Genomic DNA, 26296 nt, shown 5'->3' on the forward strand with positions numbered 1-26296 from the left:
GGGTCACCTTTCTCTACGCATCCTGCTCTCGTCGCTGAACGCGCCGATGGCTTCCCTGATCACTCTGCCCTGCCCGCCGCTTTGGAACGCAGCCGGGATCCGGTCGGCGATCTCTCCGAGTTGAAGAAGCAAGGGCGCCGCGCGTGCCTCCAAGGGCGTCTCCAGAACCGGGGTGAGCGCCTCGACCGCTCCGTCCAGGGCCCCGGTGTCAATGTGGGCCCGGACCAGGTGGAGCATGGTCATTCGCTCGGTTCCGAGATTCCGGTTCCGCTCGGACTTTTCCTGGGAGATCTCCACACTGCGACCGGCCATCTCCATTGCTCGGCTGGGATCCGACAGCACCAGGTAGGCATCCGCCCAGTAGCTCAGCGCCCGTTCCGGCGCGCAGCTAAGCGGACCACCGGGAGAGGCCGTTCCCTCTGATTCGACCTCCTGAGCGTGGTACAGCATGGCGTGAGCGTCGGAGAGGCGTCCGAGCCTGGCGTAGTCCAAGGCGAGGGTGCTGGCCAGCATTACCTCGGTCTCCCCGCCGGTCCTCACGGCATAGCGAAGCCCGTGCTCAGCGTGGAGCAGGGCATCCTGCTTGCGGTCATCCCAATACGCGGCGACCTGCCGGGTCTTACAAACCCAGGCGAGCAGACCGTCGTGCCCGCACTCCTCGGCGAAGTGCCACGCGGCTCGTGCGTGCCTCTCTGCCACGTCGGGCCTCCCCAGGTCGGTGCTGACCCAGGCCAAGAACGTCATCGCCCAGCCAACGGTCAGATAGAGGTCTCGACGGTGGCGCAGCGGTTGGTGCCCTTCCAACAGTCGCAGAGCCTCATCACGGATGCGCCGTGCGTCTGCCAACAGCGGAGCCGTCGGTATCTTCAGGTAGCTGGCCGCGACGCGTTGGAGATCCACATTGAGGCGCTCGGTCGTCGAGGTGCCTACATTGGTGGTCTCTGCCTCGCTGAGGATCAGGTCGGATTCCCTCGCATAAAGGGCCAATTGCTCACTACCGGAGAAAGGACGTTGATCCCTCAGCTGGGAAAGAGCCGGAAATGCGACTTCAACAGTCCCAGGAAACGCAGGTGATCCACCGGACGGAACATTCCCCCTGAAGTTCGGATCAGCCTGCCGGTAATCGACGCGACCGATCTCGACCTGGTCATCTGTGCCGTAAAGGGCATATTCGGCATCGGTGAGCAACCGCCGCCCTTGCGTCTGGTATACGCGGGCAAGAGCATGCAACGCAGCCACGCTGGGACGTCGTCCTTTCGCGGGCCAGTGCTCGTACTGATAGATGCGTGCTTTGACCATGGTCGATTCGCCGGCATCGAGAGCGTTCCAACGGTCGGCCACTTCCTGGTGGCTGAGATTGTGCGCCCAGCGGAAAGCCACGCGAGGACCGACCTCAGGGTGATCAGTTTCCCAGACAGCGGCGATCTGCTCCCACGTCAGACCACGGGCTCGAAGCTGCTGAGAACGATGCGCGCGTTGCCGCCGATTGGGCCCGGTTTGCTCCATGGCTGAATCCGTCCGAGGAAGTGACGAAGCGCCTGACCTTCACAGCGTACGCATCACGTTGGAGCCGCGTCGGCTAACTACACAAACAGATTTCGGGACTCAAGCCCAGGTGAAGACGTCCTCCAAGCGCTAACTCTTCTGGCTCTTTATTCATTGACGCGTTCTCCGGAAACTTAAAAGTCCCGCCGAGCAAATAGCGGGTCCGTCTGGCGCTTGCCACGTCCAGACGGACCCTTGACCAGGAAGTGAGTCCTGACCCGATGAACAACCCTAGTGCTCCGGTCCTTGACCGGGCCATGGCGAGCGGCTGCGGCTGCTTCGCCGAGACCCCACCGATGCCGATGGGCTGTGCCGTCTGCGGGCACGCGCCCTATGCGCACGGCTGCCCCGGTCAGATCGGTGATCACGAGTACGCGCAGCCGTCCGGTGAGCTGATGACCAGGCGCCTTCAGGCTCGCCGCCGACTCGGTCTCGGCCGGGTCCTGCCCTCCTTCGAGCCTGTTCCCTCCTTCGAACCTGTTCGCGAGGTCGCCGCGCGGCCCGGTCCGGTCGTACCCACGCCTCGTCAGGCCGAGCGTGAGACGGCGTCGGCCCGTATCCGGCCCACCGGGCGTATGGACGCGCGCCGCCCGACGGTGCCCAGCGCTCGCCCGCACCGGCCGGTCGAGACACGGGAGGACCGCGCGGCCCACCTGACACTCACCCGGGATTCCCTTACCCGGCGCCGCGCCCGCGTCGCGGCCCGCACATATGAACACACGCACCATGACATCTCGCCTCACACCCCTGACGTGGGTGACCGGCGTCAGCCGTATGCGATCCCCCAGCCGGGGTCGGCCGTCGCTCCCGGCCGGGGCCGCTCACCGGCCCCCCTCCTCGATGGCACGAGCCGCACCGACCGAAAGCCGTGACATGAACGCGGCCCCGGAGCAGAGCGACAACTCCACAAGCAGGCACGGCGGCAGTCCTCTTCCCCAGACGTCCACCGCCGAGCGGCTACCCGCCGCACAACGCGCCGAGGACCTGGCCGCTGTGTTGGACGACGTCTACGGCATCCGAGCCGATGTCCACGAGCTCACTTCCGGCAACGCCATCGTGTCCGTCCACTACGGGCTACTGGCCTACACCGACGGCGAGAGGTTCTGGTGGACCGGCCCCGAGCTCAGCGACGCGGGCAGCCCGTTGCTCAGCTCCGCACTGACCCTGCCCGCAGCCGCCGAACAGCTCGCCGCGCACCACGCGATCCTGCGGGCCAGGGACGCCGCCGACGTGCTGCGCGGCGGGTTACCGCTGCTGGCCGACGTGATCCTGGCCGAGCATGTCGACCCGGTCTGATACCGAGACAGTGGGGGTCTCCGGGCGAGTACGGCCTGTCGCCAGGCCTACAGAAACCAGTTCCCCATCAGATGGAAGGAAACAACCGTGATCCCGCCCTACGGAACACCGGCGAGCGACCGGTTGAATGCGGCCGTCCGGCGGCCCGGTGCCATCGCCGCCCTCCAGCACCTGCGTACCGAACTGCACGCCCACCGGATCTACCCCGCCATCGCCTACGACGAAGGCATGCCCCGCCTCATAATCGGCGCCGACACGCTGAACGTCTGGGCCGACCGCGAGGGCATGTTCTTCTGCTGGGGCACCGTCCACCTTGGAGAACCCGCCGACCACGCTCCCGCCGACGATCTACCGCAGGTCGCACACCGGATCGCCGAACAGCTCGGAGAGCACTACACCGAGCCGGAGAGCCCACGATGAGCGACGCGATCGACTCCCGCGAGGGCGCCCTATGGCCGCTCGCGGAACCGGGCGCGACCGGATGACGTCCTGGGCAAGGCGTCATCGAACGCCGGTCGCGGCGGTGCCCCCGTCTGGAGGGGCGGGGGCACCGCTGCCCACCTGCCGGCAGGAGATCAAACGGGTTCCAAGGCGCTCGCCTCAGCCCCCATCGAAAACAGTCATAGAGAGGACGCCTGTGATGACCTCACTGGCACAGCAGGTCGCTCGCGCGGGGACAGTCGATCCCGACGTGCTGGAACGTGTCCGCCATGAAACCCTGACGGTCCCGGAGGGGTGGATCGCCCAGTATGGCGAATACCAATCGGGCGGCTGGGGGACGCTGTCGCTGCTGAACGAGACCGGCGTCGCCACCGACGTGACCATCACCGACTGCGAACCCGTAGAGACCGCTCTGCTGGCGTCGATGCCGGCCACCCGGCGGTTCTTGAACGAACTCGGACTGCGCTACATGTGGGCGCGGATCGCCCGCCTCGACGCGGGGGCCTTCCTGTGGGAGCACCGCGACTACGGAGAACTGCGGTCCGTCGAACGGCACCGGCTGCACATCCCCATCATCACCAGCACTTCGGCCTATCTGGTCCTCGCGGGCTCAGCGGTCCACCTGGCCGCGGGCAACATCTGGCGGCTCACTCCGACCTTCGCTCACGGCGCCTGCAACCTGTACGGGCCGACCCGCTTCCACCTGATCCTGGACTGCTACGCCAGTCCCGAGCTGGCTGAGCTAACCGCAGGACAACAGCTCCCGCACGACCACGTGCGCCATCTGCCGCGTCTCGACGACGACCTGCTCCGGCGAAAAGTCGAGCAGGCGCGATCTCTGGTCCGGCTCGGATACGGCCGAGCAGCCGAGCGACACCTGTTGCGGCTGTTCTTCACCAACGCCCTTCCCGAAGGGCGCGTCTACGACCTGATCAGCGAGCTGTACGACCACAGCGGCGCGACACGAACCGCGGAGATGTGGCGCAATCGAAAGTCCGTCCTGCTCGGTACGAACCTCGCCTGAGAAGACCGACGACTGAGAATGGACATCCCATGCCCGACATCTGCCATGAGGCCATCGACCGGATCGCCGCGGTGAACCGGCCCAGCCAGTTCACCATCATGGAAAACACGATCAACCGCCTCGTCGCCAGCCCTGCCGTCACTCACCTGCTCATTCGCGGATCCTTCGCTCATGGCACCTCCGACCGGCTCTCCGATGTCGATCTCGTCGTCGGAATCGCACCGTCAGCCTTCGCCGAGTTCGTCACCGTACTCGACGCTCTTGCCGTCGCCGAGCTCGGTGCGCTCATGCCCGGCTGGCCCGACAGGATCGTGCCCCGCATGGGCGGCCTCGGCTACGTTCACCTCGTCGAGGACAGCGGCAAGCTCTACCAGCTCGACCTGTATCTGGCGCCCTCCGACAAGATCGACGAGATCACCGCCTTCACTCGCGGCCACATCATTTACACCGCCCCTCACTCCAACGACGAGACCCCTGATCCGGCCGTGGCTCAACTCGTCACCGACTACCTGGCCATGCCGCCCACGTGCGAGCAACTCGTCGTCGAAGCACTGGTGCTGGGGTGGATGATCCGCAAACGGATCGCCCGAGGGCAGAAGTTCATGGCCTACGCCGAGACGCACATGCTCCACACCACGGCACGCTCTCTGATCCGGACCGCGCTGTCCCCGAAGACGGCGTTCTACGGCTGGTACCACCTCGACACCGACATCGGTGTCACTCCCATCGGCCGCTCCTGCCTCCGAGAGCTGGAAGCACTGATCACTTCCCCGCCCACGCCCACCGTCGCGTCCTTGAAGAACTCCATCGACCGAATCCTGACACTGGCCGAACGCGCGGCCCCGGACGCCGTGAACACGCTGCGGTTGTCCATCGACGCCTACCTCCACCATCTCGACCTCGGCTGAGCGCCACCAGCCGGTACGGTGAACCCGTGCTCCTACACGTCGCGGGACGGCGAGCTACCGGCGCCGGGCGGGGATAGACGAGGCAGCGTCCCGTCCTGCTCGGCGAGATCGCGTTCACATTCACGTTCACCGACGATCCATCCCAACACGTGCGGGGCCTTCCATGTCATTCGATCGGTTCGACGATCCGCCGCTCGGCTTCACCGCGGTACGCCCCTCCTGGGACGACCTTCCCGGCGAGCTGCGCGACTTCGTCACCACCCTCGTCGGTTCGGCCATCGTCGGGGTGGATGTTCAGAGCGGCGGTTTCACACCGGGAGTCGCGGCGCGTCTCGGCCTCGCCGACGATCGGGTGTTCATCAAAGCGATTCCTGACGACCACGTCCTGGCCGCCAAGTACCGGACCGAAGCGGAGACCGCCGGACGGCTTCCCATCGGTGCGCCGAGCCCACGACTACGGTGGCACGGTACGGCGGCCGGATGGGTCATTCTGATCTTCGACGACGTCGACGGCCGCCACCCCGACCTGACCCCCGGTTCGCCGGACGTGTCCATCGTCACATCAGCGCTCTCCGGCATGGCCGCGCTGCTGACCCCGAGCCCGATTCCCGACCTCCCACTCGCCTCCACCGGCCGGATCCACCAGCTGCGCGGCTGGGGCGATCTGGCTCTCTCCCCTCCCGAGGACTTGGGCGGCTGGGAGCGGCTCCACCTTCAGGCCCTCGCCGACCTGGAAACCCGCTGGACCCGCGACGCGGACGGTACGACATTGGTCCACGGAGACATCCGGCCCGACAACCTGCTCATCACCGCGACCGACGCCACCGCGATCGTCGTGGACTGGGCTCAACCCTGCCGGGGTGCCTCCTGGCAGGACATCACCGATCTCGTCCCGCACCTGATCATGGCCGGTCACTCCGCCGAGGCGGCGGAGAAGGCCCTGACCGGGCACCCCTCGTGGGACCTCGCCACCCCAGAGGTGATCACCAGCTACGCGGCCGCGTTCGCCGGATACTGGACCCGAATGAGCCGACAACCCGCCCCGCCAGGCGTCCCCCACCTACGCGGCTACCAACGCAGGGCCGCCGCAGCCGCCATCGCGTGGACGATGTACCGCACCAACTGGTAGCAACCTGCGGCGACACTCATTGACGCATCCGTACAACGCGAAGAAACGATCATGCGCCGAAGAGGCTCCGGAGGTACCGGGACCTCTTCGGCTTCCCGACGCGACCTGCGACGATGCGACTAGCATCATTCCGCGCGTATTCCGCGAACACCGGCCGAGAGCCGCTCACGACCGCACACCCCAGAAACGATCAATGACGCCTGGTCCGAGGGAAGTCCCTGGTCAGACGCCGTTCGCGGTGCTTGGCGGAGAGCGTGGGATTCCAACCCATGAGACCGGTCACCCGGCCTAGCGGTTTTCAAGAGGGCTGCGTTCCCCGCATTGACAACGGCTCTGAGCTGCTGTGATACATACGCTCCAGCACGGGAACTGGAAGATCATCCCGCGCATATCCCACAACGACCATCAGCCGATTCCGGCCCGCCCTGCGCTCCTACAGAGACCGTAGGCGACAGTCGCACTGCCCAACGTACGGACGACCACAGACCTATCGCACGGCCACCCCACCTCCGCCTACCCGGACGTACTCAGCCCCCGTACGCCTGCTTGTGGACTAGGCGGTCCATCCATGCTCTGGGCTGCGCTTGATCTCTCCCATGTCCCGATCTTCCTCTTAGGGCAGATTGCCACGCTACGGAGGAGATAGGACACAACCAGCTCTCACAACACCACTGATTGAGCAGAGCACATCGATAAGCTAGAGCTCTGCAGCATGCAGTGGAAGGGTGCAGATGAGCCAAGAGCTTGATTTCACGATCGAACCTGACTTGATGGGTGAAGACTTCGGCGTAGAACTAGAGCAGCCGGACGGCGAGATCACTGCGCCCTTTGACCCAGAGAAGATCGATGTCCAGACCCGGACCATGACCGTCGACCTATTGATGGCGCGACTGCGACGCAAAGTTCTAGACCTTGAGCCGAACTTTCAGCGCCGCGCAGGCATCTGGAACGAAGGAAATCAGAGCAGGCTAATCGAGTCTCTCCTACTCAGGATTCCCCTCCCGACTCTCTACGCCGCTGAGAGCGGCGAAGAGAGTTGGGTAGTGGTAGATGGAATCCAACGACTTACTACAATCGCACGGTTCGTAACGCCACAAGCACTTGGTTCAGACACAACACCACTCATACTTACAGGCCTGGAATATCTTCGGAATTATGAGGGGAAAGCATTCGACGAGCTTCCACTGCGCTTACAGACGCGCATCAATGAGACCGAACTGGTCATCCACCTTGTCCGAAGCGGGACGCCTGAGCAGGTGATGTTTAACATCTTTGCTCGAATCAATACCGGCGGAACCCCACTAAGCTTGCAAGAATTGCGCCATGCATTGATCCCTGGACGTTCACGCCAAATCCTCGCTGAACTCGCCCGATCAGATGAGTTCCTTCACGCTACACAAAGAAGTGTCTCACCATTCAGAATGGCAGATAGAGAAATGGTGTTGCGCTTCCTGGCTTTCCGACTTACTCCACCCGACGATTACCCAAGAGGAGATCTTGACTCCTTCCTGCGCGATGCCACTCACCGAGTGAACCAACTGGACGATAAGTTGACCGCCAAGCTGAGCGAGGAATTCTCAAAATCTATGCTGCGCGCAGCAGCGATCTTTGAGGAGCACGCTTTTCGCAAGCGCTTCCGAAACCAGAGCCGCAGACTACCTGTCAACAAGGCGCTTTTTGAAGCTGTGTCAGTCAATTTGGCGACCCTAACTAATAATCAATTCACTCAACTCGCAGACAAGCGCCACCAGGTTCAAGAAAACCTGATGGATCTAATGAATGACACAAAATTCCAACAGGCGATCTCTCTAGGAACCGGCGATAAAAGTAAAGTTACACTGAGATTTAACAGCATCGCACAACTATTTAAGGGGCTATCCAAATGATTAATAAGCTAAGCATCACAAACTTCAAAGTATTTACGTCTGCGGAGATTAGTCTAGGCAAATACACTCTACTATCCGGCCTCAATTCTTCGGGAAAGAGCACGGCCCTACAGGCATTGGCGCTTCTACGACAAGCCAAGGATGAGGGACTCCTTCACCATCCCGAAGATCACGAGAAGGGCCTTTCGGGCATTCCGCTAAACGGCGATCTGATTACCCTCGGCAGGGGGCAAGATGTTCTCAATGAGTACTTTGCTGGAGCTGCCGGATCAGAGCCAAAAATAGGATTTGAGCTACATGCTGGAGATGTGTCTCAAAATTGGTGGGTGGGATATGGTCGCGAAAACGATCTATTGCCCATCGTAGACACAAATTCTACAGAAATAGAAAATCTTGATACGGAAAAACTTTTCACCATATTCAATCCGGGATTTCAATATCTTACCGCTGATCGAATTACGCCAGCAGTAACCTTTCCAAGATCTCACGAGATGGCGGTTCGTAAAGGCTTTCTTGGGATTCACGGAGAGTACACGATCGACTTTTTGAGGGCAATGCAAGACGAACCAGTTTCAAATTCTGTACTACACCATCATGCGGCTACATCATCACGTCTACTAGATCAAGTCATCGCTTGGATGCAAGTGATCTGTCCTGGTGTGCGATTGCAGACTTCAACAATTGAGGGAACTGACCTAATCAGGCTCGGTTTTCAATTCAGCCGAGCCAATGAGCCCTCTAGTCGGTACTATCGGCCCACAAATGTTGGATTTGGGTTGACTTATGTCCTACCCACCGTTGTTGCCTGTCTCTCTGCCCTTCCCGGTTCAATGATTCTCCTAGAGAACCCTGAAGCACACGTCCACCCCAGGGGGCAAACCGCCTTGGCGCGACTCACTTGTGCTGCTGCTGCGGCTGGGGCTCAAGTCATTGTTGAGACACACAGCGACCACATTCTTAACGGTGTTCGTCTTTCGGTTAAAGAAGCACTGCTGGCCCCCCATGATGTCGCCCTCCACTATTTTCAGCGAGGGCCCCAGGGAGTAGAGGACATCATGCCCGCCGTCGGCCAAGATGGCATGCTATCGAGTTGGCCCAGCGGATTTTTCGACGAATGGGACCGGTCGCTAGACGAACTACTAGATTGAAACAGACTCCCGCCCCCCGCAAGAACGGAGCGCAAATGGCAGTTCTTTTGTTTTTCAATGAGCTGTCTTGTGGCTACAACGCCACCCAGCAAGAGGCGGACGAAGCTATCAGCGAGTTCGTCAATATGCTTAGAAAGATCAACGAGTGGCGAAGTGGCACTACCCTAGTCTCCGAAGTGCCATTCAAGAAAATAGAGATCATTCCCGGATACTATATAACACAGTGGGGAAATAAAAACGCCAACAAGGACGCTTGGCGTCGACTTCAGCGTTTCCGAGACCGCGCCCCTTTTAGCTCAATCCTCTCTACTGAGATAGCGAACGAATCAGAGTATTTCCACGATGGACAGCAAGGGCTAGGACTCGCCGCAGCTCACCTCTTGAACGGACTTTTAGTCAGCTTTAAACTTTCCCCTATTTGGGATCGTATTTCCATCCAGGCGGGACGTACTCTGCTAGTCGAATCGGAGAGCGGAGAACTGAGTTTGCGTGAAGAGGTCGTGGAACTCATACACGCCGCTCGATGCGCTCACGCAGGTCATCACGAGGAGTGGATAAAGCAGGTTGGTTTAACAGGTCTAGCTAGCGGCCAAGAGATCTGGGAGGCCCGTGATGACTTTTACCCAGCCCTGCGTTTCCTACCTCGTGTGGAAAGAGACCTACGAGATCTTCCCCCCTGGTGGGCTCAGCCTGTCGCTATGGAATTGCGACGCATAAACGAAGCAATCAGTTTATGGAAACCAGATGTTAGCCCCAGTCCAGCTTGGCACTCCTATATCACACCGGAAAGCCAAACGCGCATCAACAAGGGGTACGTCGACTTCGAGGACCTGGACGGAACAGTAAAAACCTTCAGTCTTCATGGACGCTTTACTCCACTTGCAGGGCGTATTCACTTCCTGTTAGTTCCATCAAACCGAACGGCAACTATCGGCTACATCGGCCGCAAAACAGGCATCTAACTTGATAGTTCCGCAGCAGACATCGAATATTCGCCTCTTGATTGCGCTGATGCTCGGTGGGCCGAGGCTGACGTGCGACTCAGCCTCGCCACCGAACCGGCGTACGCGGACCGGCCCAACAAGGGCTTCGTCGGCGCCACCCCTGATGCGATTGTCCTCCTGGACGGAGCTGGCGCCCCGGCTGATCCGGAGACGGGATGCTCCCACGGAGTCGCCTGGTATTCCCACACCCTGGGCTCGACCCTCCTGGCCGGGGTGACCCAAAGCGCCGATTCTTTGACCGCGATCCTCGCCGCTGGGATCGAAGCGACAGCCTCAATGCATGACTTCTGCTGTGACCTCTCTCATCCCGGCTCGCCCTCGGCCACCGTGGTCATGCTCCGCCGTACGGCCAACGTTCTGGACTGGCTTGTGCTGGCCGACTCCGTGCTCGTCTTCGACGTCCTCGACGCCGAACCCGTGGTCATCTGCGACGAGCGGGAAACCCTGACCGGTAACCGCTACCGGGAACCGATGAACGCCGTTATCAGGGGAAGCCCGGAACACCTCCAAGCCCTGAGCCGGCCATGCGCGCACACCGCAACGTCGACGGGGGATTCTGGGTCGCCGCAGTCGACCCCCTCGCCGCAGAACAGGCGCTGACCGGAACAATACCGGTCGACCGGGTACGGGCTGCCGCAGTCTTAAGTGACGGAGCATCCCGGCTCGTCGACCGATTCGGCCTGGTCACCTGGCGGCAACTCCTCGACCTCCTCGATCACGACGGCCCGGCCGAGCTGATTCGCCAGGTCCGCGAGGCCGAACGCTCCGATCCGAACGGCTCCCGCTGGACGCGAGGGAAAATCTTCGATGACGCCACGGCCATCTACGGCAGGATCACCTGACGCCGGAAGCAGCACGCTTCCCTACCAGTCGTGCCGACGGAAGACAGAAGTCATACGCAAGTGGCCGGTCGCGATCCCGACGTACATCTCGGACGTGTGAGCCAGCAACCACCCCTGACGCTCTACGCCTTCGATCAACTCAGAGATGTCCCACGCCGTGTAAGCCTCCTTGCGGAAATCGATCATCGCAATAGCCGTGAAGATCATGCGGCCTTCCGCACGCGCAAGCCGGGCGTCTTCGACGATCTGCTGAACCTCGCTGTTGTTCATAGCTTTCGGCACAAGCGATCCATCCTTTAGAGCTGACACACAGCGGTCACCAGGGCGGAAAACGACCTTGTTCCGGAAAGAGTTCCGACTTAAAACGCTCGACGCTTGGCGTTGACTCCCGAACAGCAGGTCTCACCCCTGGCTGCCCGGCCGTACGACCTGCGGCATGCGGCGGTGTCCCTGTGGCTCAATGCCGGGGTGGCGGCCCCCGACGTGGCAGAGCGGGCGGGACACGGGGTGGACGTACTTCTCAAGGTCTACGCCAAGTGCATCGATGGGGGCGCGGAGATCGCCAATCGCAGGATCGACGACGCATTGGCCGCATGATCAATCACACCTCGAAGAGGCTCCGAAGGCATCGGGACCTCTTCGGCTTCCCGACGCGACCTGCGACGATGCGACCGGCGTCATTCCGCGCGTATTCCGCGAACACCGGCCGAGAGCCGCTCACGACCGCACACCCCGGAAACGATCAACGGCGCCCGAGCCGAGGGAAGTCCCTGGTCAGACGCCGTTTGCGATGCTCAGCGGAGAGCGTGGGATTCGAACCCACGAGACCGGTCACCCGGCCTAGCGGTTTTCAAGACCGCCGCCATCGTCCACTAGGCGAGCTCTCCTGGTGACACGTCCGGAGAACGTGTCAGATTGCACCCTAGTCTCTCATTGGACCGGGCGTGCCTGGACCCGGCAGGCGCCACGGCTCCAATCTGGAGAGGTGACGCCCGCCGGGGTGGATCAGGGCTGGGGACCGGCGAAACCGTCGCCGACCGAGGCGGCCAGGCGGAGGTAGGACTCGCGGGTGCCGGCCTGGAGCCTTTCCAGGTCGATCTCCGCGCCCTCCTCGAGGTGCGGGTCGTAGGGGACGCGGATGACGGCGCGGCAGCGGGCCGCGAAGTGAGCCTCCAGGCGGTCGAGGTCGACGGTCGACTTCGACCGCGGGCGGACGCTGCAGAGCACCACGGTCGCGGAGCGGACGAGCTCCTCGTAGTGGTGGGCCTCCAGCCAGTCGAGGGTCGCCGAGGCGGCGCGGGCGCCGTCCACGGAGGGGGAGCTCACCAGGACGAGCTGGTCGGCCAGGCCGAGCACGCCGGACATGGCCGAGTGGAGCAGGCCGGTGCCGCAGTCGGTGATGCAGATCGAGTAGAAGTTCTCCAGGACCTGGGAGACCGACTGGTAGTCGGCCGCGCTGAAGGCCTCGGACACCGACGGATCCCGGTCGGAGGCGAGGATCTCCAGACGCGACGGGGCCTGGGAGGTGAAGGCCCGGATGTCGACGTACCTCTTGATCTGCTGGCGCTCGTTGAGCAGGTCGCGGACGGTCGCGGAGGTTTCGAGCTCAACCTTGTCCGACAGGGTGCCCCGGTCGGGGTTGGCGTCGACCGCGATGACCCGGTCACCGCGTACCTGGGCCAGGGTGGCGCCGAGGCCGACCGTGGTCGTGGTCTTGCCGACACCGCCCTTGAGGCTGAGCACGGCGACGCGGTGGTGGCCGGTGGCCACCGGGGTGCGTGCGCGGCCGACCAGCTCCCTGCGGCGGCGGACCTCCGGGGACTCGCCCGGCTTGATCAGCCCCGCCGACGCCTTGTAGACCAGCTTCCGCCAGCCTCCGGCGGGCGCGTTGCGGCGGCCCCTCAGCAGCGACTCCGGATCCAGGCTGTCGGCGGACTGCCGGGAAGCCGTGCCCGGAGGCTGGTGTCTGGCCGGTGCGCCGAAGGCGGGTGCCGGAGCCGTCTGGCGGCGGCGTGCCTGGTACGGCTCCTTCGCCGGTTCGGCCGCGTCCCGCCCGGGGGCGAAGGGACTCTCCCGTTCCGCGCGCTCCTGGGGTGCGGCGGTCTCCCGTTCGGGGGCGGGGGACGCGTCCCGGCCCGGCGCGAAGGCCGTGGGACCGGAGAAGGCGGCGAAACCGGAGGACCCGGAAGGAGCGGGTGGCGGGGGTGAGCTGGAGCGCTCCGTACCGAAGGAGCTCGACGTGGACTCCGCGCCGAACGCACCCGAGGTGGAGGGACGCTTCGGCGACACGGCCGGTTCGGGCCTGTCGACGCCGAAGGACTCCGGGGCCCGGAACGACTCCGGCTCGGGCTCGGGGCCGGACGAGGGGACGGGGCTGGAGTGGGCGGAGCCGGACGGGGAGACGGGGCCGGACGGGGGGACGGGGCCGGACGGGGGGACGGGGGCGGAGATGGGTTCGAAGCGCTCGGTCGCCTGCCTGGGCGACTCCTTCGTCACCGGTGACGTCGCCGACGTCACCGTGGGTTCGAAGGATTCGAAGGGTTCGAAGATCTTACGGTCGCGGTCCCGGTCGTGCTCCGCGCCGACGGCGGGGAAGCGGTCGGCCTCAGTGGCACCCGACGAGAACCGGTCGCCGTCGTCGGACGCACTGGAGCCGGACGCGCCAGAGCCGGATGTGCCGGAGCCGGGCGTGCCGGACGGGGACCGGTCGGCCTCGGTGCTTCCGGTGGTTCCGGTGGAGAAGTCTCCGCTGGTCGAGGAGAAGTCCTTGCCGCCCGAGGTGGATCGCGTGCCGCCGCTTCCGAAGGAGAAACGGTCGGAGTCGGTGCCGCCGAACTCCGTACTGCCGAAGGTGAACCGCTCGGTGTCCGAGGACGACGGCTTGAGCGGTTCCAGATCGGAGGACTCGTCCGTCGCGGGAGCGGGAGCGGAGCCAGAGGCGGCAGCGGAGGCAGGGGTAGCGGAGGACGGCTCCGCCGGACGCTGGGGTTGCTCGAACAGGCCGCGGGACGGTTCCTGGGCGGGCGCCGCGAACGGGGTGCGGATGTGCGGCTCGGTGAAGTCGGCGAGACCGTAGTCGCCGGTGTCGGACGGCTCCTGGCGCGGCAGGGGCTTGAGCGGCGCGAGAAAGCCGTCGTTGTCCTGCTTGCCGGAGGCCGGTGCGGGCACGGTGAAGGAACTCACCGTGTCGGAGGCCTCCATCCACTCGGCCGCGTCGGCGTCCTCCACCGGGGAGACCGGGGAGTCGGTGTCCGGGTGAGCCGAGTCGACGGCCGCGCGGAACAGCGGCGAGGACGTCGTGTCGGGCTCGGTCGGGACCAGGCTCCAGGGGTCCTTCGGGTACGGCGAGACGACGGCGTCGTCCACCGCGGTGGCCTTCACCGCCAGGGCGGGCGCCTCCTCCTCCTGCTCCTTGATGGCGTCAAGCCACGCGAGCTGTTCCTCGAGAGATTCCTCACGATCGTGTCTTGCCACCGTGTTCCCCCTCGGGATGGGCATAAAAGGGCAGCAAACACATAGCAGGTTAACGCCCTGTGTTCCTGTCAACGCGAGCAACCACCAAGTTGGGGCTCGGCGGATACCTTTGATCCATGCGCGCCATCGTGATCGATAAACCAGGCGGACCGGAAGTCATGACGTGGCGGGAGGTTCCCGACCCGCTGCCCGAACGCGGCGAAGTCATCATCGACGTGGTCGCATCCGCGGTCAACAGGGCCGACGCGCTGCAGCGTCAGGGCCTCTACGACCCGCCCCCCGGCGCCTCGCCGTACCCGGGCATGGAGTGCTCCGGCGTGGTCGGGGCGGTGGGCCCGGACGTCGAGGGGTTCGCGCCGGGCGACCGGGTGTGCGCCCTGCTCACCGGAGGCGGGTACGCGGAGAAGGTCGCCGTACCCTGGCAGCAGGTCATGCGGGTGCCGGAGGGCGTCGACCTGGTCGAGGCGGCCGGGCTGCCCGAGGTGGCCTGCACGGTCTGGTCCAACGTCTTCATGACCGCGCGCCTGCGGAAGGGCGAGACCCTCCTCGTGCACGGCGGTGCCAGCGGTATCGGCACGATGGCCATCCAACTGGCGAAGGCGTTCGGCTCGCGCGTGGTCGTCACCGCCGGGTCCCCCGAGAAGATCGACCGTTGCCTGGAGCTGGGTGCCGACGAGGGCGTCGACTACCGGCGGGAGGACTTCGCGGAGAGGGTCAAGGCCGACGTGATCCTCGACATCATGGGTGGCAAGTACCTTCCGGGCAACATCAAGGTTCTCAGGACGGGCGGGCGGCTGGTCGTGATCGGCCTGCAGGGCGGTGTGAAGGGCGAGCTGAACCTGGGAGCCCTGCTCGCGAAGCGGGCCTCGGTGTACGGCACCACGCTGCGTTCCCGGCCCGTCGACGAGAAGGGGGTCATCGTACGCGGGGTCGTGGACAACGTCTGGCCCCTGATCGACGCCGGGGCGATCCGGCCCGTGGTGCACGCCAGGGTGCCGATGAGCGACGCGGCCGAGGCCCACCGCATCCTGGAGTCTGGAGAACACATCGGGAAAATCCTGCTAGTAAGTTGAGGCTATGAACGCTGAGGAGAGCACTCCGCACATCGTGGTCGTGGGTCCCCAGGGCTCCCAGGGCGAGGAGGAGGGCGAGGGCCGGTCCATCGCCGACCTTGTCGAGCAGCCCGCCAAGGTGATGCGCATCGGCAGCATGATCCGTCAGCTCCTTGAGGAGGTCCGCGCGGCTCCGCTGGACGAGGCCAGCCGCAAGCGGCTCAAGGAGATCCACGAGAGTTCCATCAAGGAGCTTGAGGACGGTCTGGCGCCGGAGCTGGTCGATGAGCTGGAACGGCTCTCACTGCCGTTCACCGAGGACGTCAACGGCACCCCGCCCAGCGAGGCGGAGCTCCGGGTGGCCCACGCGCAGCTGGTCGGCTGGCTCGAGGGGCTGTTCCACGGCATACAGACCACGTTGTTCGCCCAGCAGATGGCGGCTCGCGCCCAGCTGGAGAACATGCGCAGGGCCCTGCCCGGCGGCATGTCCCTCCAGCAGCAGGAGGGTCCCGGCGGTAACGCGGGCCCCTACCTGTAGGCGCCCGCGACCCCGTTGAGCGTGGGCCCCTGCCTGTGGGCGCCCGCGAGCCCACTGGGAGCGGGCCACCGCCCGCTCACGAGGCTGCCGCGGGACCCGCGTCTCACGAGGCTGCCGCGGGGCCCGTGTCTGTGGGGTTCCTCACGGTCTGTAGAGCTTCTCAAGGACTCCGGCGACCCCGTCGTCGTTGTTGGCCGCGGTCACGTGATCGACCGCGGTCAGCACCTCCGGGTGGGCGTTGGCGACGGCGTACGAGGTGCCGGCCCATCGGAGCATCGGAAGATCGTTGGGCATGTCACCGAAGGCGATCACCTCCTCGGCCGCGATACCGAGCGTCATCGCGAGATGCGCGAGAGCCGAGGCCTTCGTCACACCGTGCGCGCTCATCTCGATCAGTGCCCGGCCGCTGGAATGGGTGGGGGTGACAAGGTCGCCGACCAGCCCGTAAACCGCCGCGTGGAGGATGTCCGGGTCCATTCTGGGATGCAGTGCCAGAAGTTTGGCGCAGGGCCGTGAGGTGAGTGTGTCCGTTCCGACACGGAGTCCGGTGACCGCCTCACTGTCCCACCCTCCGAGACTGAAGTCCGATTCGTGGGCGAATCCACCCTCGTATTCCACGGAGAAGGCGAGGTCGGGAACCTTTTCGCGGAGGCGCCTCACCACCTCTTCAAGCACGTCCGGGTGGATGAGGTGGGATTTGACGATCCGCTCACTGTGCAGGTCGTAGACGAGGGCTCCGTTGGCGCATATGGCCAGCCCACGGTGGCGTACCGCTCCCGCGACCATGTGCATCCAGCGAGGTGGCCTGCCGGTCACGAAGACCAGCGTGGCCCCGGCGTTCTCCACAAGCGCAAAAGCGGCGGCCGTGCGGGGGGAGACGGTGCCGTCCGAGCGCAGAGCGGTGCCGTCGAGGTCGGTGGCGACCAGCCTGGGGCTTTGCATAACACGTCCCAGTGTGCACTGTGATGGCCGACGTGTCGGCACCCGGATCCGGTCCGAGGAATCTTCCTCATGGCGGGAACACGCCTGCGCCGGATAGTGTTAGATGTGATGGCGTTGTATTAGCTGAATCCCGTTGTGAAAACCAGTTTGACTGAGCCACCCCGGGGCCCGCTGTACGACACATGGGGTTCATGAGGTGTGAATCCCAAAGTTTCAAATCCTGAGGGAGAGCTTTAATGGCTCAGGGAACCGTCAAGTGGTTCAACGCTGAAAAGGGCTTCGGCTTCATCGCACCGGACGGCGGTGCACCGGACGTGTTCGTGCACTTCTCCGAGATCCAGGGCAACGGCTACCGTAGCCTCGAAGACGGCCAGCGGGTCGAGTTCGAGATCACCCAGGGCCAGAAGGGCCCGCAGGCCTCGCAGGTCCGCGCCGTCTGACGCATAGACCTCTTGGTTGAACCGGAAGGCGGGGTTCGCTTCTAGCGAACCCCGCCTTCTCCTTTTCCGAAGCACCCGGGATGCCAGGGTTCTCCAAGAGGCGACCGGGATGCTCCGCCCTGAGAGCGATCGTGAGGCCTTCGGCCACGGCGGTGGCGGATCTTCCCCTGATGACCGCCTCCCGGCCTCTCACGGGGCTGTGGACGTGCGGGACACCATCACGTGCGGGACACACCATCACGTGTGGGACGCATCGGCCACGTGCGGGACATCATCGGCGCGCGGGACCGAACCCGCCCGTCCGGCGGCGGGGCGTACGAGCCGTGCGGGCGCCGGGGTGAGCGCGGCCACGACGACGGAGGAGCCGAAGCGTCAGGGGCGGACGCGACGAAGGCCCCGCCGGGTGGCGGGGCCTTCTCCGTGATCGGGTTACTTGACGGGTTCGAGCACGTCGAGGCCGACGTACGGGCGCAGGGCCTTGGGGAGCACGACGGAGCCGTCGGCCTGCTGGTGGTTCTCCAGGATGGCGACGATCCAGCGGGTGGTGGCCAGCGTGCCGTTCAGGGTGGCCACGTGCTGGGGCTTGCCGCCGGAGTCGCGGAAGCGGACGCCGAGGCGGCGGGCCTGGAAGTCGGTGCAGTTGGAGGTCGAGGTGAGCTCGCGGTAGCGGCCCTGGCTGGGCACCCACGCCTCGCAGTCGAACTTCCGCGCGGCCGAGGACCCCAGGTCTCCGGCCGCGGTGTCGATCACCCGGTAGGGCAGCTCGACCTTGGTCAGCATCTCCTTCTCCCAGTCGAGCAGGCGCAGGTGCTCGGCGTGGGCGTCCTCGGGACGGGCGTAGGAGAACATCTCGACCTTGTCGAACTGGTGGACCCGGATGATGCCCCGGGTGTCCTTGCCGTACGAGCCCGCCTCGCGGCGGAAGCACGAGGACCATCCCGCGTAGCGGTACGGGAGCGCGGAACCGTCGAGGATCTCGTCGCCGTGGTAGGCCGCCATCGGCACCTCGCTCGTGCCGACCAGGAACAGGTCGTCGTCGGGCAGGTGGTAGACCTCACTGGCGTGGGCGCCGAGGAAGCCGGTGCCCTTCATCGACTCCGGCTTGACCAGCACGGGCGTGATCATCGGGACGAAGCCCGCCTCGATCGCCTGCTGCATGGCCATGTTGAGCAGCCCGAGCTGCAGCCGGGCGCCGACACCCTTCAGGAAGAAGAAGCGCGAGCCGGAGACCTTCGCGCCGCGCTCCATGTCGATCGCGCCGAGCAGCTCGCCCAGCTCCAGATGGTCCTTGGGCTCGAAACCGAAGGACGGCTTCTCGCCGATCTCCTCCAGCACGACGTAGTCGTCCTCGCCTCCGGCGGGAGCCCCCTCCTCCACGAGGTTGGGCACCGTGTAGAGGACCTCGCCGAGTTCGGCGCCGAACCGCTCGGCCTCGGCCTCGGCGGACTTGACCTGCGCGGAGAGGTCTTTCGCCCGCTCCAGCAGGGTCGACTTCTCCTCCCCTGAGGCACGGGAGACCGACTTGCCGACGGTTTTCTGCTCGGCGCGGAGCGTCTCGAAGCGGCTCAGCGCGCCGCGCCGCCGCTCGTCGAGGTCGAGCAGCGTGTCGACGACAGAGTCGTCCTCACCGCGGGCACGCTGCGACGCCCGTAGCCGGTCGGGATCCTCACGAAGGGTACGCAGGTCAATCACAGCCACAAGGCTACCGATGTACGGCTCGGGCCCGCGCCCGGATTAACCGGGACCGCCCCCGTGGCGTCCGTTTCCCGCCCGGCGGGACATCCTCGGCGGGCATACGCGTGCTCCCGCGTCGGCTCGCGGGCGGGTGACGATCAGACCTGGCCGGTGCGGATCCTGCCGAGCCACTCGGCGGCCTCGGTGAAGTCACCGTCGTTCGTACCGCGCTTGATCTGCGGGAAGAGACCGTCGGCGCGCGGGTAACTGCCCAGGAAGCGCACCTTGGCGGAGATCCGGTGGAGACCCGAGATCGCCTCTCCGACGCGGGCGTCGGCGACGTGGCCCTCGAAGTCGAAATGGAAGAAGTAGCGGCCGATGCCGTCGCCGGTGGGCCGTGACTCGATGCGGGACAGGTTGACGCCTCGGACGGAGAACTCGGTCAGCATCTCCAGCAGCGCGCCCGGGTGGTCGTCGGCGAGGAAGACGACCAGGGAGGTGCGGTCGGCGCCGGTCGGCTCGGGCAGCGGACCGGGACGCGACACCTGGACGAACCGGGTGACGGTGTCGGTGCGGTCGCCGATCCCGGCCGCGAGCTCGACCAGGCCGTAGTGCTCACCGGCGATGCGCGCGGCGATGGCCGCGTCGTACGGCGAGCCGGGAAGCGCGACCTCCTGCGCCGCGGCGGCGGTCGACGGGGCGGCGACCACCACGGCGTCGGGCAGCTCGCGGGCGATGAAGTTGCGGCACTGGGTGATCGCCGCCGGGTGGGTGAAGACCCTCTTGATGTGGCCGATCTCGGTGTCGGGACGCGCCAGGAGCGAGAATTCGACGGGGAGCAGCAGCTCGGCAGTGATGAGCAGCGACTCACCCCGGGCGAGCTCGTCAAGGGTCGTGGTGATGGCGCCTTCGAGCGAGTTCTCCATCGGGACGACGGCTCCGTCGGCCTCGCCGCGCCGGACGGCCTCCAGGGCGGCGGTGACGTTCGGGCTCGGCAGGCGCTCGGCCTCAGGCGCCAGGATGCGCAGGGCTTCCTCGGTGAAAGTCCCCTCCGGTCCCAGGTAAGCGAGTTTCGGCATGCCCTCAGGGTATCCGGCGACTGTCAGAAAATGTGCGCACGATTACCTCCCGATACGGCTGATCTCGACCGGATCACTCGAAGTCGTTCCATGTCAGAGGCTTTTCGCTTGCCGATCATCTTTTCGGGGCCGCCTCGCGTCCGGGAGCCTCTGCCGCTCGGGCCGTCTTCTCGAAGCCCCTCTCGCGTCCGGGACCGCTCTCCCTCGGGCCGTCCTCTCGAAGCCTCTCCCTTGTCCGGGACCGCTCTCGCTCGGCTCCCCTTGAAACTCGCCCAGCTCCCCTGAAAGCCGCCCCGCGTCCGGGATCCCTCTCGCTCGGGCACCTTCGAAGGCCACTTCGCGTCAGCGGCCGTGTCCTGTCAGGGGAGCGCCCGGAACGCCGCTCTCCGCCTGGGCAGCCATACCCCCAGCAACCAGACCAGGGCCAGCGCGCCCAGCCCGAAGCCGTTCTGGACGATCTTGCCCAGTACGGGGCTGAGCACCGGGATCTCCGCCGCCTTGATCGTCACGCCCCACCAGGGGATCGGCAGCACGTAGTAGAGCCAGACCCCGGCGGCCACCCGGAGCCTGACCGGGTCGCGCCCGTCACCGGCCAGCGCGCCGAGCACCACGACCACCCAGGCCAGGTGGTGGATCCAGGCGACCGGCGACAGCAGTACGGCCATCAGCCCGACCAGGGCGACCCCGGTCACGAGATGCCCGTCGAGCAGGGCCCTGCGGGCATAACGGAAGCCGTACCAGGCGACCACGGCGACCAGCGCCACCCAGAGCAGGCTCGTCAGCACGTCGGGCAGGTAGAGCCGGATGAGCATGCCGCGCATCGACTGGTTGGTGGTCGCGGCGTTGGCGCCGAGCCGCTCGGGGTCGAGCAGCGCGCGGAACCAGAAGTCGGCGGCGTCCACCGGGATCACCAGGAACGGCAGCAGGGTCAGCAGCGCGGCGGTGAGCGCGGCCACGAGGAAGGTCCCGCGGTGCTCCCGCCTCGCGCCGGGCCCGAAACCCGCGATGAGAAGGTAGATCAGGAAGACACCCGGGGTGAGCTTGACCGCGGTGGCCAGGCCGATCAGCATGCCGCGCGGCCACACCGGGCGCCGGGCCACGCAGTCGGCCAGGCAGAGCGCGACGAGCAGGATGTCCACCTGGCCGAAGCGGACCTGGTCCCTGATCGGCATCAGGTAGGTGCACGCGATCATCAGGGCGGCGAACAGCAGGGGCGTCCACAGCGGGCCCGCACCCGTCCCGCCCAGCCGGGCGCGTACGCCCTGAAGTGTCCGCGCCGTGCGCGCCGACTCCCCGCCGGGCGTGCCGGGAACGACATCCGGCGCTCCCGGCGCTCCCGGTACGCCCGGTGTTCCAGGCGCGGAGGCCGCCTCGCTGGGCACGACGCGGAGGCCGAGCACGGCGCGGAAGGAGAGCCAGACGGTGATCGCCAGCGTCAGGAAGATCAACGCCGTCCACGCCCACTGCGCCGCCGTCCACGACACCGCCGCCAGCGGCGTGGCGAGCAGTGCCGCCACCGGCGGGTAGGTGAAGGGCAGCAGCTGCGGCGCGGGCGTGACGAAGCCGTAGACGGACCGGCCCTCCAGGACCGCCGCTCCGCCGGTACGGTACACATCCAGGTCGACCAGGCGCTGGTCGTCCACATTGCCCAGCCAGTAGAGCACCAGCGGGGCCACCGCGGCGGCGACGAGCAGCGACGCAGGCAGCCACGGCAGCCATGGCAGCCATGTCCATGGGCGCCGCCCGGTCGTGGTCGCCTCGCCAGTCCTCACGAGCAGGCAGGTTACCGTGGGGCCGGGAAAAGTGGCCGCCCGACGGGTACGGACAGGGGGAACCGGATGGCTTCGACACACCGCGGTCACGGGCCCGCGCGCCCGGCCGCCGGGGGGACCGTGACACGACCGGCGCTCCACCGGGTCGCCGGGACCGCGTCGGCCGCCGCCTCCCTGCTGATCCTGCTGCCGGTCCTGGTCTGCGTCCTCCTCGGCCTCCCGGGCGCCCCGAGGGCCTTCGCCGCCGCCGGTGTTCCGGGTGCCTCCGGTACCGATACGACGGGCGCCTCGGCGAAGATGTTCACCGAGGCGAGAATGCTTCCCGGGAAAGTCGTGATCGTCGGGGTACCGGGCCTGGAGTGGAGCGACCTGGACCGGGTGCGGACCCCGAACCTGTGGAAACTGGTGGGCGAGGGCGGGTCCGCGTCCATGTCCACCCGGGCGGTCCCGCCGCCCGAGCGGGGGATCACGTGCCCGGTGGCGGGCTGGCTGACGCTGTCGGCCGGCCAGCGGGCGGGCGCTCCCGGTACGGGCTGCGAACCCCCGCGCACGCCGGAGGCGACCCCCGGCGGCGGGGCGAGCGTGCCCGGTTGGGGTGAAATGTCCGCTTTCAACGCCACCACCTCCTACCGGCCGGTTCTCGGGCAGCTGGGCGGGCTCGCGGCCGAAGCGGGCCTGAAGGTGGCGGCCGTCGGGCCGGGAGCCGCACTCGCCGCCGCCGACAAGTCCGGAAAAATCGGGAAATACGCGGCGAGCGTCGAGGAACTGGGCGACCTGTCCCCGTACGGACTGATCGTGGTCGAGGCCGACGACCTCGCCAGGGACTGGACCGGTGGCGCCCGCGCCCCGGACGGCGCCCCGGTCGCGATGACCGCCCAGGCCAGGCGGGAGGCCGCGACCAGGGCCGACCGCGTGGTGGGCGCGGTCCTCGACCGCCTGCCCCCGCAACGCGCCGACAGCACAAACGGCACCAGCGGCGCCGACGGCACGGCCCCCGGAGCCGTGGCGTCGGGAACGGGGATCACGGTCCTGGTCGGCGGCCTGGCCGACACCTCGGTAGCGCCCCACCTGCACGTGGCGATCGCCCGGGGCCCGTCCCCCGACGGGGGAACGTACGCGCGCGGCTATCTCACCGCCACCTCCACCCGCCAGGACGGCCTGGTCACGAACACCGACCTGACCGCCACCGCGATCGGCCTGCTGGACCTGAAGATCCCCAACGGGGTCGTGGGACGTGCCTGGCTGGGCGACGTGCCGAGCGGGGAGCCGGTCGCGGCGACGGCCGGGAAACTGGCCGATGACGACCTGGCGAGCCAGGTGCTGCGCGAGGTGAGGGGGCCGTTCTTCGCGGTGTTCGTGGCGGTGCAGATCCTGTTCTACCTGCTGGCCGCCGTCGCGATCCGCCGGGGCTGGGGCGGCTCCCGCGCCCTGACGGCCGTCCGGGTCGTCGCCGTGGTCAGCGGGGCGATCGCGGTCGCCACCTTCCTGGCGCAGCTGGTCCCCTGGTGGAGCCTGCCCGCGCCGATGGTCTGGGTGATCGTGACCATCCTCGGCTTCGCCTGTGCGGTCGCCGGGGTGGCGCTCGCCGGGCCGTGGCGGGCCCATCCGCTCGGGCCGCTGACGGTGGTCGCCGCCGTCACCTCGGTGACGCTGCTGGCCGACGTGATGACCGGTTCGGCGCTCCAGGTGAACGCGGTCACCGGCTACGAGCCGGTCACCGGCGGGCGCTTCTACGGTTTCAGCAACATCGCCTTCGCCGTCTACTCCGCCGGCACGATCCTGACCCTCGCCGGGGTCGCCCAGTGGCTGATCTCACAGGGACGGCGGGCGCTCGCGCTCGCGGTGTGCGCGGCGTACGGGGGGCTGGCGGTGTTCGCCGACGGCTGGCCCGCGTGGGGTGCCGACTTCGGCGGGGTCCCGGCGTTCCTGGTGGGGGTCGCGGTCTTCCTGATCCTGCTGTCCGGCGGGCGGGTCTCGCCGGTCAGGCTGGTCCTGGTCGGCCTGGCGGGCGGCCTGCTGATCGGCGCCATCGCGGTGTTCGACTGGCTGCGGCCCGCCGACCGGCGCACCCACCTGGGCGCCTTCGTGCAGCAGGTGCTGGACGGGGAGGCCTGGACGGTGGTCGGCCGCAAGTTCGGTGCGATGATCGGGGTCACGGTCGGCAACTGGTCGCTGTCGCTGCTCACGCTGGTCGCGCTGGCGTTCCTGTTCCTGGTGCTCGACCGCCCGTCGCGGTGGGGGGCCTCGGCCCTGGGCCGGGCCTACGCGCTCGCGCCCGCGCTGCGCGCCGGGCTGATCGGGGCGCTGGCCTGCGCGCTGATCGGCTTCCTGATGAACGACTCGGGCATCGCGATCCCGGCCATGGCGCTCACGGTCGCGGTGCCGCTGACGCTGGCCGCCTGCGTGCGCGCCGTCCGGCTCTCGCCGCCCACCACCCCAGGGCGACCGTCAGTGCCAGCAGCGTCCACGGCACCACCGCCTCCCTGAGCAGGGTCTTCGTCCAGAGCAGGTCGTCGGGCCGTAGCGCCTCCCTGGCCGGGAGGTAGCCCAGCGACAGCACGACGACCCTCGCCACCATGAACGCCTCCAGCGCGGGCCAGGACGCCATGGCCAGCAGCGCGAAGGCAAGCCCGTCGTACCAGGGCAGCGCGTACGGGGCGGCGAACAGCCAGGCGACCACCATCGCGGCGGCGACGGCGGGCGCGGTGTCGACGGGCAGCGCCCTCGGCGTCCCCGGCGCTCCCGGCGTCCCCGGCGTCCCCGGCGCCCGCAGCGCCCCCGATGCCCGCAGCAGCAGCCAGGCCAGGCAGGCCATCAGGAGCAGGGACCCGATCTGGATCCAGGCCGAGTACGCGCCCGGCCCGAAGAGCGACTGGAAGCCCACCTTGACGAGCTGCCAGGGGGTGGCGAGGGAGACCTTCCTGCTGGCGGCGCTCACCTGGTCGAGCACGTGCGGCCCGGCGGCGGCGTAGATCGCCACCACGGTGGCCGTCGCGGTCCCCGCCACCACGGCGAGCCTGCCCGGCGAGCGGCGCAGCTCCCACGCCGGTCCGAGGGCGACGAGCCCGGCGTTGAGCTTCACCCCGATGCCGACCCCGAGCAGCAGCCCCGAGGCGGCCCCGCGAACCGTGAGCGCGGCGACCATGCAGGCGATGGCGAGGGTGTCGACGTGCATCCCCGCGGCCAGGTGGTAGATCATCAGCGGGTTGGCCGCCCACAGCAGCGCCGCCCGCCGCTGGAGGTCCGCGTCCCCCCGGGCGAAACGGTGCAGCAGCAGCGCCGTACCGATGAACGCCGCCGCGTTGACGACGGCCATCGCGAAGACCGTCAGCCTGACCGAGTCACCGCCCACGAGGCTCGCCAGGGCCTGTACGGCGGTGGCGACCGGGCCGTAGACGCTGGTCACACCGGCCCACTCCTCCACCGCGCCGGTGACCGGGTCACCGGGCAGGGTGGCGGGGGTGATCGCGTACGGGTCCTGGCCGAGCGTGACCAGGCGGCCGTACGCGGCGTAGTTGAGGTGGTCGGCCGAGCCGGAGGGCGGCAGGAAGGCGAGCAGGCCCGCCACGGCGCAGCCCGCCGCGAGCAGCCAGCGGGGATCGGGCCCCCACCGGGACCTGAGCGCGGCGGCGAGCCCGAGCCCGCCCAGCACGATCGCGACGGCGCCCAGGGCGACGACCAGATGGGCACCGGGGTGGGCGTCCAGCGAGTACGGGGGCTGCCAGGAGGGTCCGGGCAGCTCCGGGACCATCGCCGAGGGGCCCAGCAGCCCGATCAGGACCGTGGTCGCCGCCGAGAGCCCCACGGCTCCGAACGCGGCGACGTCGAGCCCCCGCGGCGTATCGCCGGCGGGACTCCGCCTCTCGTCGAGGACCGACGCATCCCGAGTCACCCGCAAATTCCAGCACACCCGGCACGGTGCCCGGCACGAGCCCGGCACGATGCCAGGCGTCGTGCCCGGCACGATGCCCGGTACGACACTGGCGGGCCGAGCGGCGGCGCGAGGGTAGGCGGGGCGGCTTCACCCCCGGCGGTCAGGGCGAGCGGCGAGACTGACGGCGCCCGAGCGACAGGCAGGGTCAGCGGCGTCCGAGGACCCGAA

Annotated in this window: 21 protein-coding genes, 1 tRNA gene and 1 pseudogene; 14 read left to right on the forward strand and 9 right to left on the reverse strand. The window is 67.0% G+C overall.

Annotated elements, in window-relative coordinates:
• Nucleotides 1–3 precede the first annotated feature (3 nt).
• Nucleotides 4–1506, reverse strand: a complete 1503-nt coding sequence (locus ABD817_RS04285; protein ID WP_344915142.1) for an NsdA family TPR-like regulatory protein — start codon at nt 1504–1506, stop codon at nt 4–6.
• A gap of 912 nt (nt 1507–2418) precedes the next feature.
• Between ABD817_RS04285 and ABD817_RS04290 the strand changes: the two genes are divergently transcribed.
• From ABD817_RS04290 to ABD817_RS04330, 9 genes are all read left to right on the forward strand, one after another.
• Complete coding sequence (locus ABD817_RS04290) at nt 2419–2841, forward strand: hypothetical protein (protein WP_344915144.1); 423 nt, start codon at nt 2419–2421, stop codon at nt 2839–2841.
• A gap of 87 nt (nt 2842–2928) precedes the next feature.
• Complete coding sequence (locus ABD817_RS04295) at nt 2929–3261, forward strand: hypothetical protein (protein WP_344915146.1); 333 nt, start codon at nt 2929–2931, stop codon at nt 3259–3261.
• A gap of 220 nt (nt 3262–3481) precedes the next feature.
• Nucleotides 3482–4306, forward strand: coding sequence for an aspartyl/asparaginyl beta-hydroxylase domain-containing protein (locus ABD817_RS04300; RefSeq protein ID WP_344915148.1), 825 nt, complete (start codon nt 3482–3484; stop codon nt 4304–4306).
• A gap of 29 nt (nt 4307–4335) precedes the next feature.
• The gene (locus ABD817_RS04305) at nt 4336–5214 is read left to right on the forward strand and encodes a hypothetical protein (protein ID WP_344915150.1); all 879 of its coding nucleotides are present in this window, start codon (nt 4336–4338) and stop codon (nt 5212–5214) included.
• Between the two features lie 163 nt (nt 5215–5377).
• A complete protein-coding gene (locus ABD817_RS04310) occupies nt 5378–6343 on the forward strand; it encodes a phosphotransferase family protein (protein ID WP_344915152.1) in 966 nt (321 codons plus the stop codon).
• 731 nt (nt 6344–7074) lie between these two features.
• Nucleotides 7075–8229, forward strand: a complete 1155-nt coding sequence (locus tag ABD817_RS04315; RefSeq protein WP_344915154.1) for a GmrSD restriction endonuclease domain-containing protein — start codon at nt 7075–7077, stop codon at nt 8227–8229.
• Complete coding sequence (locus ABD817_RS04320) at nt 8226–9377, forward strand: AAA family ATPase (protein WP_344915156.1); 1152 nt, start codon at nt 8226–8228, stop codon at nt 9375–9377. Before ABD817_RS04315 ends, ABD817_RS04320 begins: the two co-directional genes overlap by 4 nt.
• Nucleotides 9378–9412: 35 nt before the next feature.
• A complete protein-coding gene (locus ABD817_RS04325) occupies nt 9413–10339 on the forward strand; it encodes a hypothetical protein (RefSeq protein ID WP_344915158.1) in 927 nt (308 codons plus the stop codon).
• Nucleotides 10340–10905: 566 nt separating this feature from the next.
• On the forward strand, nt 10906–11223 hold the full coding sequence (locus tag ABD817_RS04330; RefSeq protein WP_344915160.1) for a hypothetical protein: 318 nt from the start codon (nt 10906–10908) through the stop codon (nt 11221–11223).
• 21 nt (nt 11224–11244) lie between these two features.
• Here ABD817_RS04330 and ABD817_RS04335 read toward each other — a convergent pair whose 3' ends face one another.
• Nucleotides 11245–11493, reverse strand: a complete 249-nt coding sequence (locus ABD817_RS04335; protein ID WP_344915162.1) for a hypothetical protein — start codon at nt 11491–11493, stop codon at nt 11245–11247.
• A gap of 96 nt (nt 11494–11589) precedes the next feature.
• Here ABD817_RS04335 and ABD817_RS04340 point away from each other — a divergent pair.
• A pseudogene (locus ABD817_RS04340) lies at nt 11590–11820 on the forward strand (tyrosine-type recombinase/integrase); the annotation flags it as partial.
• Nucleotides 11821–12021: 201 nt separating this feature from the next.
• On the opposite strand, the gene ABD817_RS04345 reads toward ABD817_RS04340, so the two are convergent.
• Both ABD817_RS04345 and ABD817_RS04350 read right to left on the reverse strand, forming a co-directional pair.
• Nucleotides 12022–12110 (reverse strand) — tRNA-Ser (locus tag ABD817_RS04345).
• A 118-nt stretch (nt 12111–12228) separates the two neighbouring features.
• Nucleotides 12229–14697 (reverse strand): nucleotide-binding protein, encoded by a 2469-nt coding sequence (locus ABD817_RS04350; RefSeq protein WP_344915164.1) that lies wholly within the window; start codon nt 14695–14697, stop codon nt 12229–12231.
• 116 nt (nt 14698–14813) lie between these two features.
• Here ABD817_RS04350 and ABD817_RS04355 point away from each other — a divergent pair, with 116 nt between their 5' ends.
• Together ABD817_RS04355 and ABD817_RS04360 are read left to right on the forward strand one after the other, a co-directional pair.
• Complete coding sequence (locus ABD817_RS04355) at nt 14814–15770, forward strand: NAD(P)H-quinone oxidoreductase (protein WP_344915166.1); 957 nt, start codon at nt 14814–14816, stop codon at nt 15768–15770.
• A 4-nt stretch (nt 15771–15774) separates the two neighbouring features.
• Nucleotides 15775–16287: a bacterial proteasome activator family protein gene (locus tag ABD817_RS04360; RefSeq protein WP_344915168.1), complete on the forward strand. Its 513-nt coding sequence runs from the start codon at nt 15775–15777 to the stop codon at nt 16285–16287.
• Nucleotides 16288–16428: 141 nt separating this feature from the next.
• Here ABD817_RS04360 and ABD817_RS04365 read toward each other — a convergent pair whose 3' ends face one another.
• Nucleotides 16429–17229 carry an HAD family hydrolase gene (locus ABD817_RS04365; protein ID WP_344915170.1) on the reverse strand — a complete coding sequence of 267 codons (801 nt, stop codon included), beginning with the start codon at nt 17227–17229 and terminating at the stop codon, nt 16429–16431.
• A gap of 236 nt (nt 17230–17465) precedes the next feature.
• Between ABD817_RS04365 and ABD817_RS04370 the strand changes: the two genes are divergently transcribed.
• On the forward strand, nt 17466–17669 hold the full coding sequence (locus tag ABD817_RS04370) for a cold-shock protein (protein WP_012886943.1): 204 nt from the start codon (nt 17466–17468) through the stop codon (nt 17667–17669).
• 429 nt (nt 17670–18098) lie between these two features.
• Here ABD817_RS04370 and serS read toward each other — a convergent pair whose 3' ends face one another.
• From serS to ABD817_RS04385, 3 genes are all read right to left on the reverse strand, one after another.
• Nucleotides 18099–19361: a serine--tRNA ligase gene (gene serS / locus ABD817_RS04375; RefSeq protein ID WP_344915172.1), complete on the reverse strand. Its 1263-nt coding sequence runs from the start codon at nt 19359–19361 to the stop codon at nt 18099–18101.
• A gap of 140 nt (nt 19362–19501) precedes the next feature.
• The gene (gene pheA / locus ABD817_RS04380; RefSeq protein ID WP_344915174.1) at nt 19502–20422 is read right to left on the reverse strand and encodes a prephenate dehydratase; all 921 of its coding nucleotides are present in this window, start codon (nt 20420–20422) and stop codon (nt 19502–19504) included.
• A 359-nt stretch (nt 20423–20781) separates the two neighbouring features.
• Nucleotides 20782–22194, reverse strand: coding sequence for a glycosyltransferase 87 family protein (locus ABD817_RS04385; protein WP_344915176.1), 1413 nt, complete (start codon nt 22192–22194; stop codon nt 20782–20784).
• A 66-nt stretch (nt 22195–22260) separates the two neighbouring features.
• Here ABD817_RS04385 and ABD817_RS04390 point away from each other — a divergent pair, with 66 nt between their 5' ends.
• Complete coding sequence (locus ABD817_RS04390; RefSeq protein ID WP_344915178.1) at nt 22261–24681, forward strand: hypothetical protein; 2421 nt, start codon at nt 22261–22263, stop codon at nt 24679–24681.
• On the opposite strand, the gene mptB is transcribed toward ABD817_RS04390, so the two are convergent.
• A complete protein-coding gene (mptB, locus tag ABD817_RS04395; protein WP_344915180.1) occupies nt 24563–26086 on the reverse strand; it encodes a polyprenol phosphomannose-dependent alpha 1,6 mannosyltransferase MptB in 1524 nt (507 codons plus the stop codon). The genes ABD817_RS04390 and mptB overlap by 119 nt on opposite strands.
• Nucleotides 26087–26296 lie beyond the last annotated feature (210 nt).

The sequence above is a fragment of the Streptosporangium oxazolinicum genome (assembly GCF_039537505.1).
In the GTDB taxonomy this organism is placed as follows: domain Bacteria; phylum Actinomycetota; class Actinomycetes; order Streptosporangiales; family Streptosporangiaceae; genus Streptosporangium; species Streptosporangium oxazolinicum.

Bases quoted from the DNA above. Each gene is read 5' to 3' on its own strand.
- pheA (WP_344915174.1), bottom strand. From the start codon at position 20,422: ATGCCGAAACTCGCTTACCTGGGACCGGAGGGGACTTTCACCGAGGAA.
- ABD817_RS04285 (WP_344915142.1), bottom strand. From the start codon at position 1,506: ATGGAGCAAACCGGGCCCAATCGGCGGCAACGCGCGCATCGTTCTCAG.
- ABD817_RS04325 (WP_344915158.1), top strand. From the start codon at position 9,413: ATGGCAGTTCTTTTGTTTTTCAATGAGCTGTCTTGTGGCTACAACGCC.
- ABD817_RS04310 (WP_344915152.1), top strand. From the start codon at position 5,378: ATGTCATTCGATCGGTTCGACGATCCGCCGCTCGGCTTCACCGCGGTA.
- ABD817_RS04355 (WP_344915166.1), top strand. From the start codon at position 14,814: ATGCGCGCCATCGTGATCGATAAACCAGGCGGACCGGAAGTCATGACG.
- ABD817_RS04365 (WP_344915170.1), bottom strand. From the start codon at position 17,229: ATGCAAAGCCCCAGGCTGGTCGCCACCGACCTCGACGGCACCGCTCTG.
- ABD817_RS04290 (WP_344915144.1), top strand. From the start codon at position 2,419: ATGAACGCGGCCCCGGAGCAGAGCGACAACTCCACAAGCAGGCACGGC.
- ABD817_RS04360 (WP_344915168.1), top strand. From the start codon at position 15,775: ATGAACGCTGAGGAGAGCACTCCGCACATCGTGGTCGTGGGTCCCCAG.
- ABD817_RS04315 (WP_344915154.1), top strand. From the start codon at position 7,075: ATGAGCCAAGAGCTTGATTTCACGATCGAACCTGACTTGATGGGTGAA.
- ABD817_RS04320 (WP_344915156.1), top strand. From the start codon at position 8,226: ATGATTAATAAGCTAAGCATCACAAACTTCAAAGTATTTACGTCTGCG.
- ABD817_RS04390 (WP_344915178.1), top strand. From the start codon at position 22,261: ATGGCTTCGACACACCGCGGTCACGGGCCCGCGCGCCCGGCCGCCGGG.
- ABD817_RS04370 (WP_012886943.1), top strand. From the start codon at position 17,466: ATGGCTCAGGGAACCGTCAAGTGGTTCAACGCTGAAAAGGGCTTCGGC.
- ABD817_RS04330 (WP_344915160.1), top strand. From the start codon at position 10,906: ATGCGCGCACACCGCAACGTCGACGGGGGATTCTGGGTCGCCGCAGTC.
- ABD817_RS04305 (WP_344915150.1), top strand. From the start codon at position 4,336: ATGCCCGACATCTGCCATGAGGCCATCGACCGGATCGCCGCGGTGAAC.
- ABD817_RS04335 (WP_344915162.1), bottom strand. From the start codon at position 11,493: ATGAACAACAGCGAGGTTCAGCAGATCGTCGAAGACGCCCGGCTTGCG.
- ABD817_RS04300 (WP_344915148.1), top strand. From the start codon at position 3,482: ATGACCTCACTGGCACAGCAGGTCGCTCGCGCGGGGACAGTCGATCCC.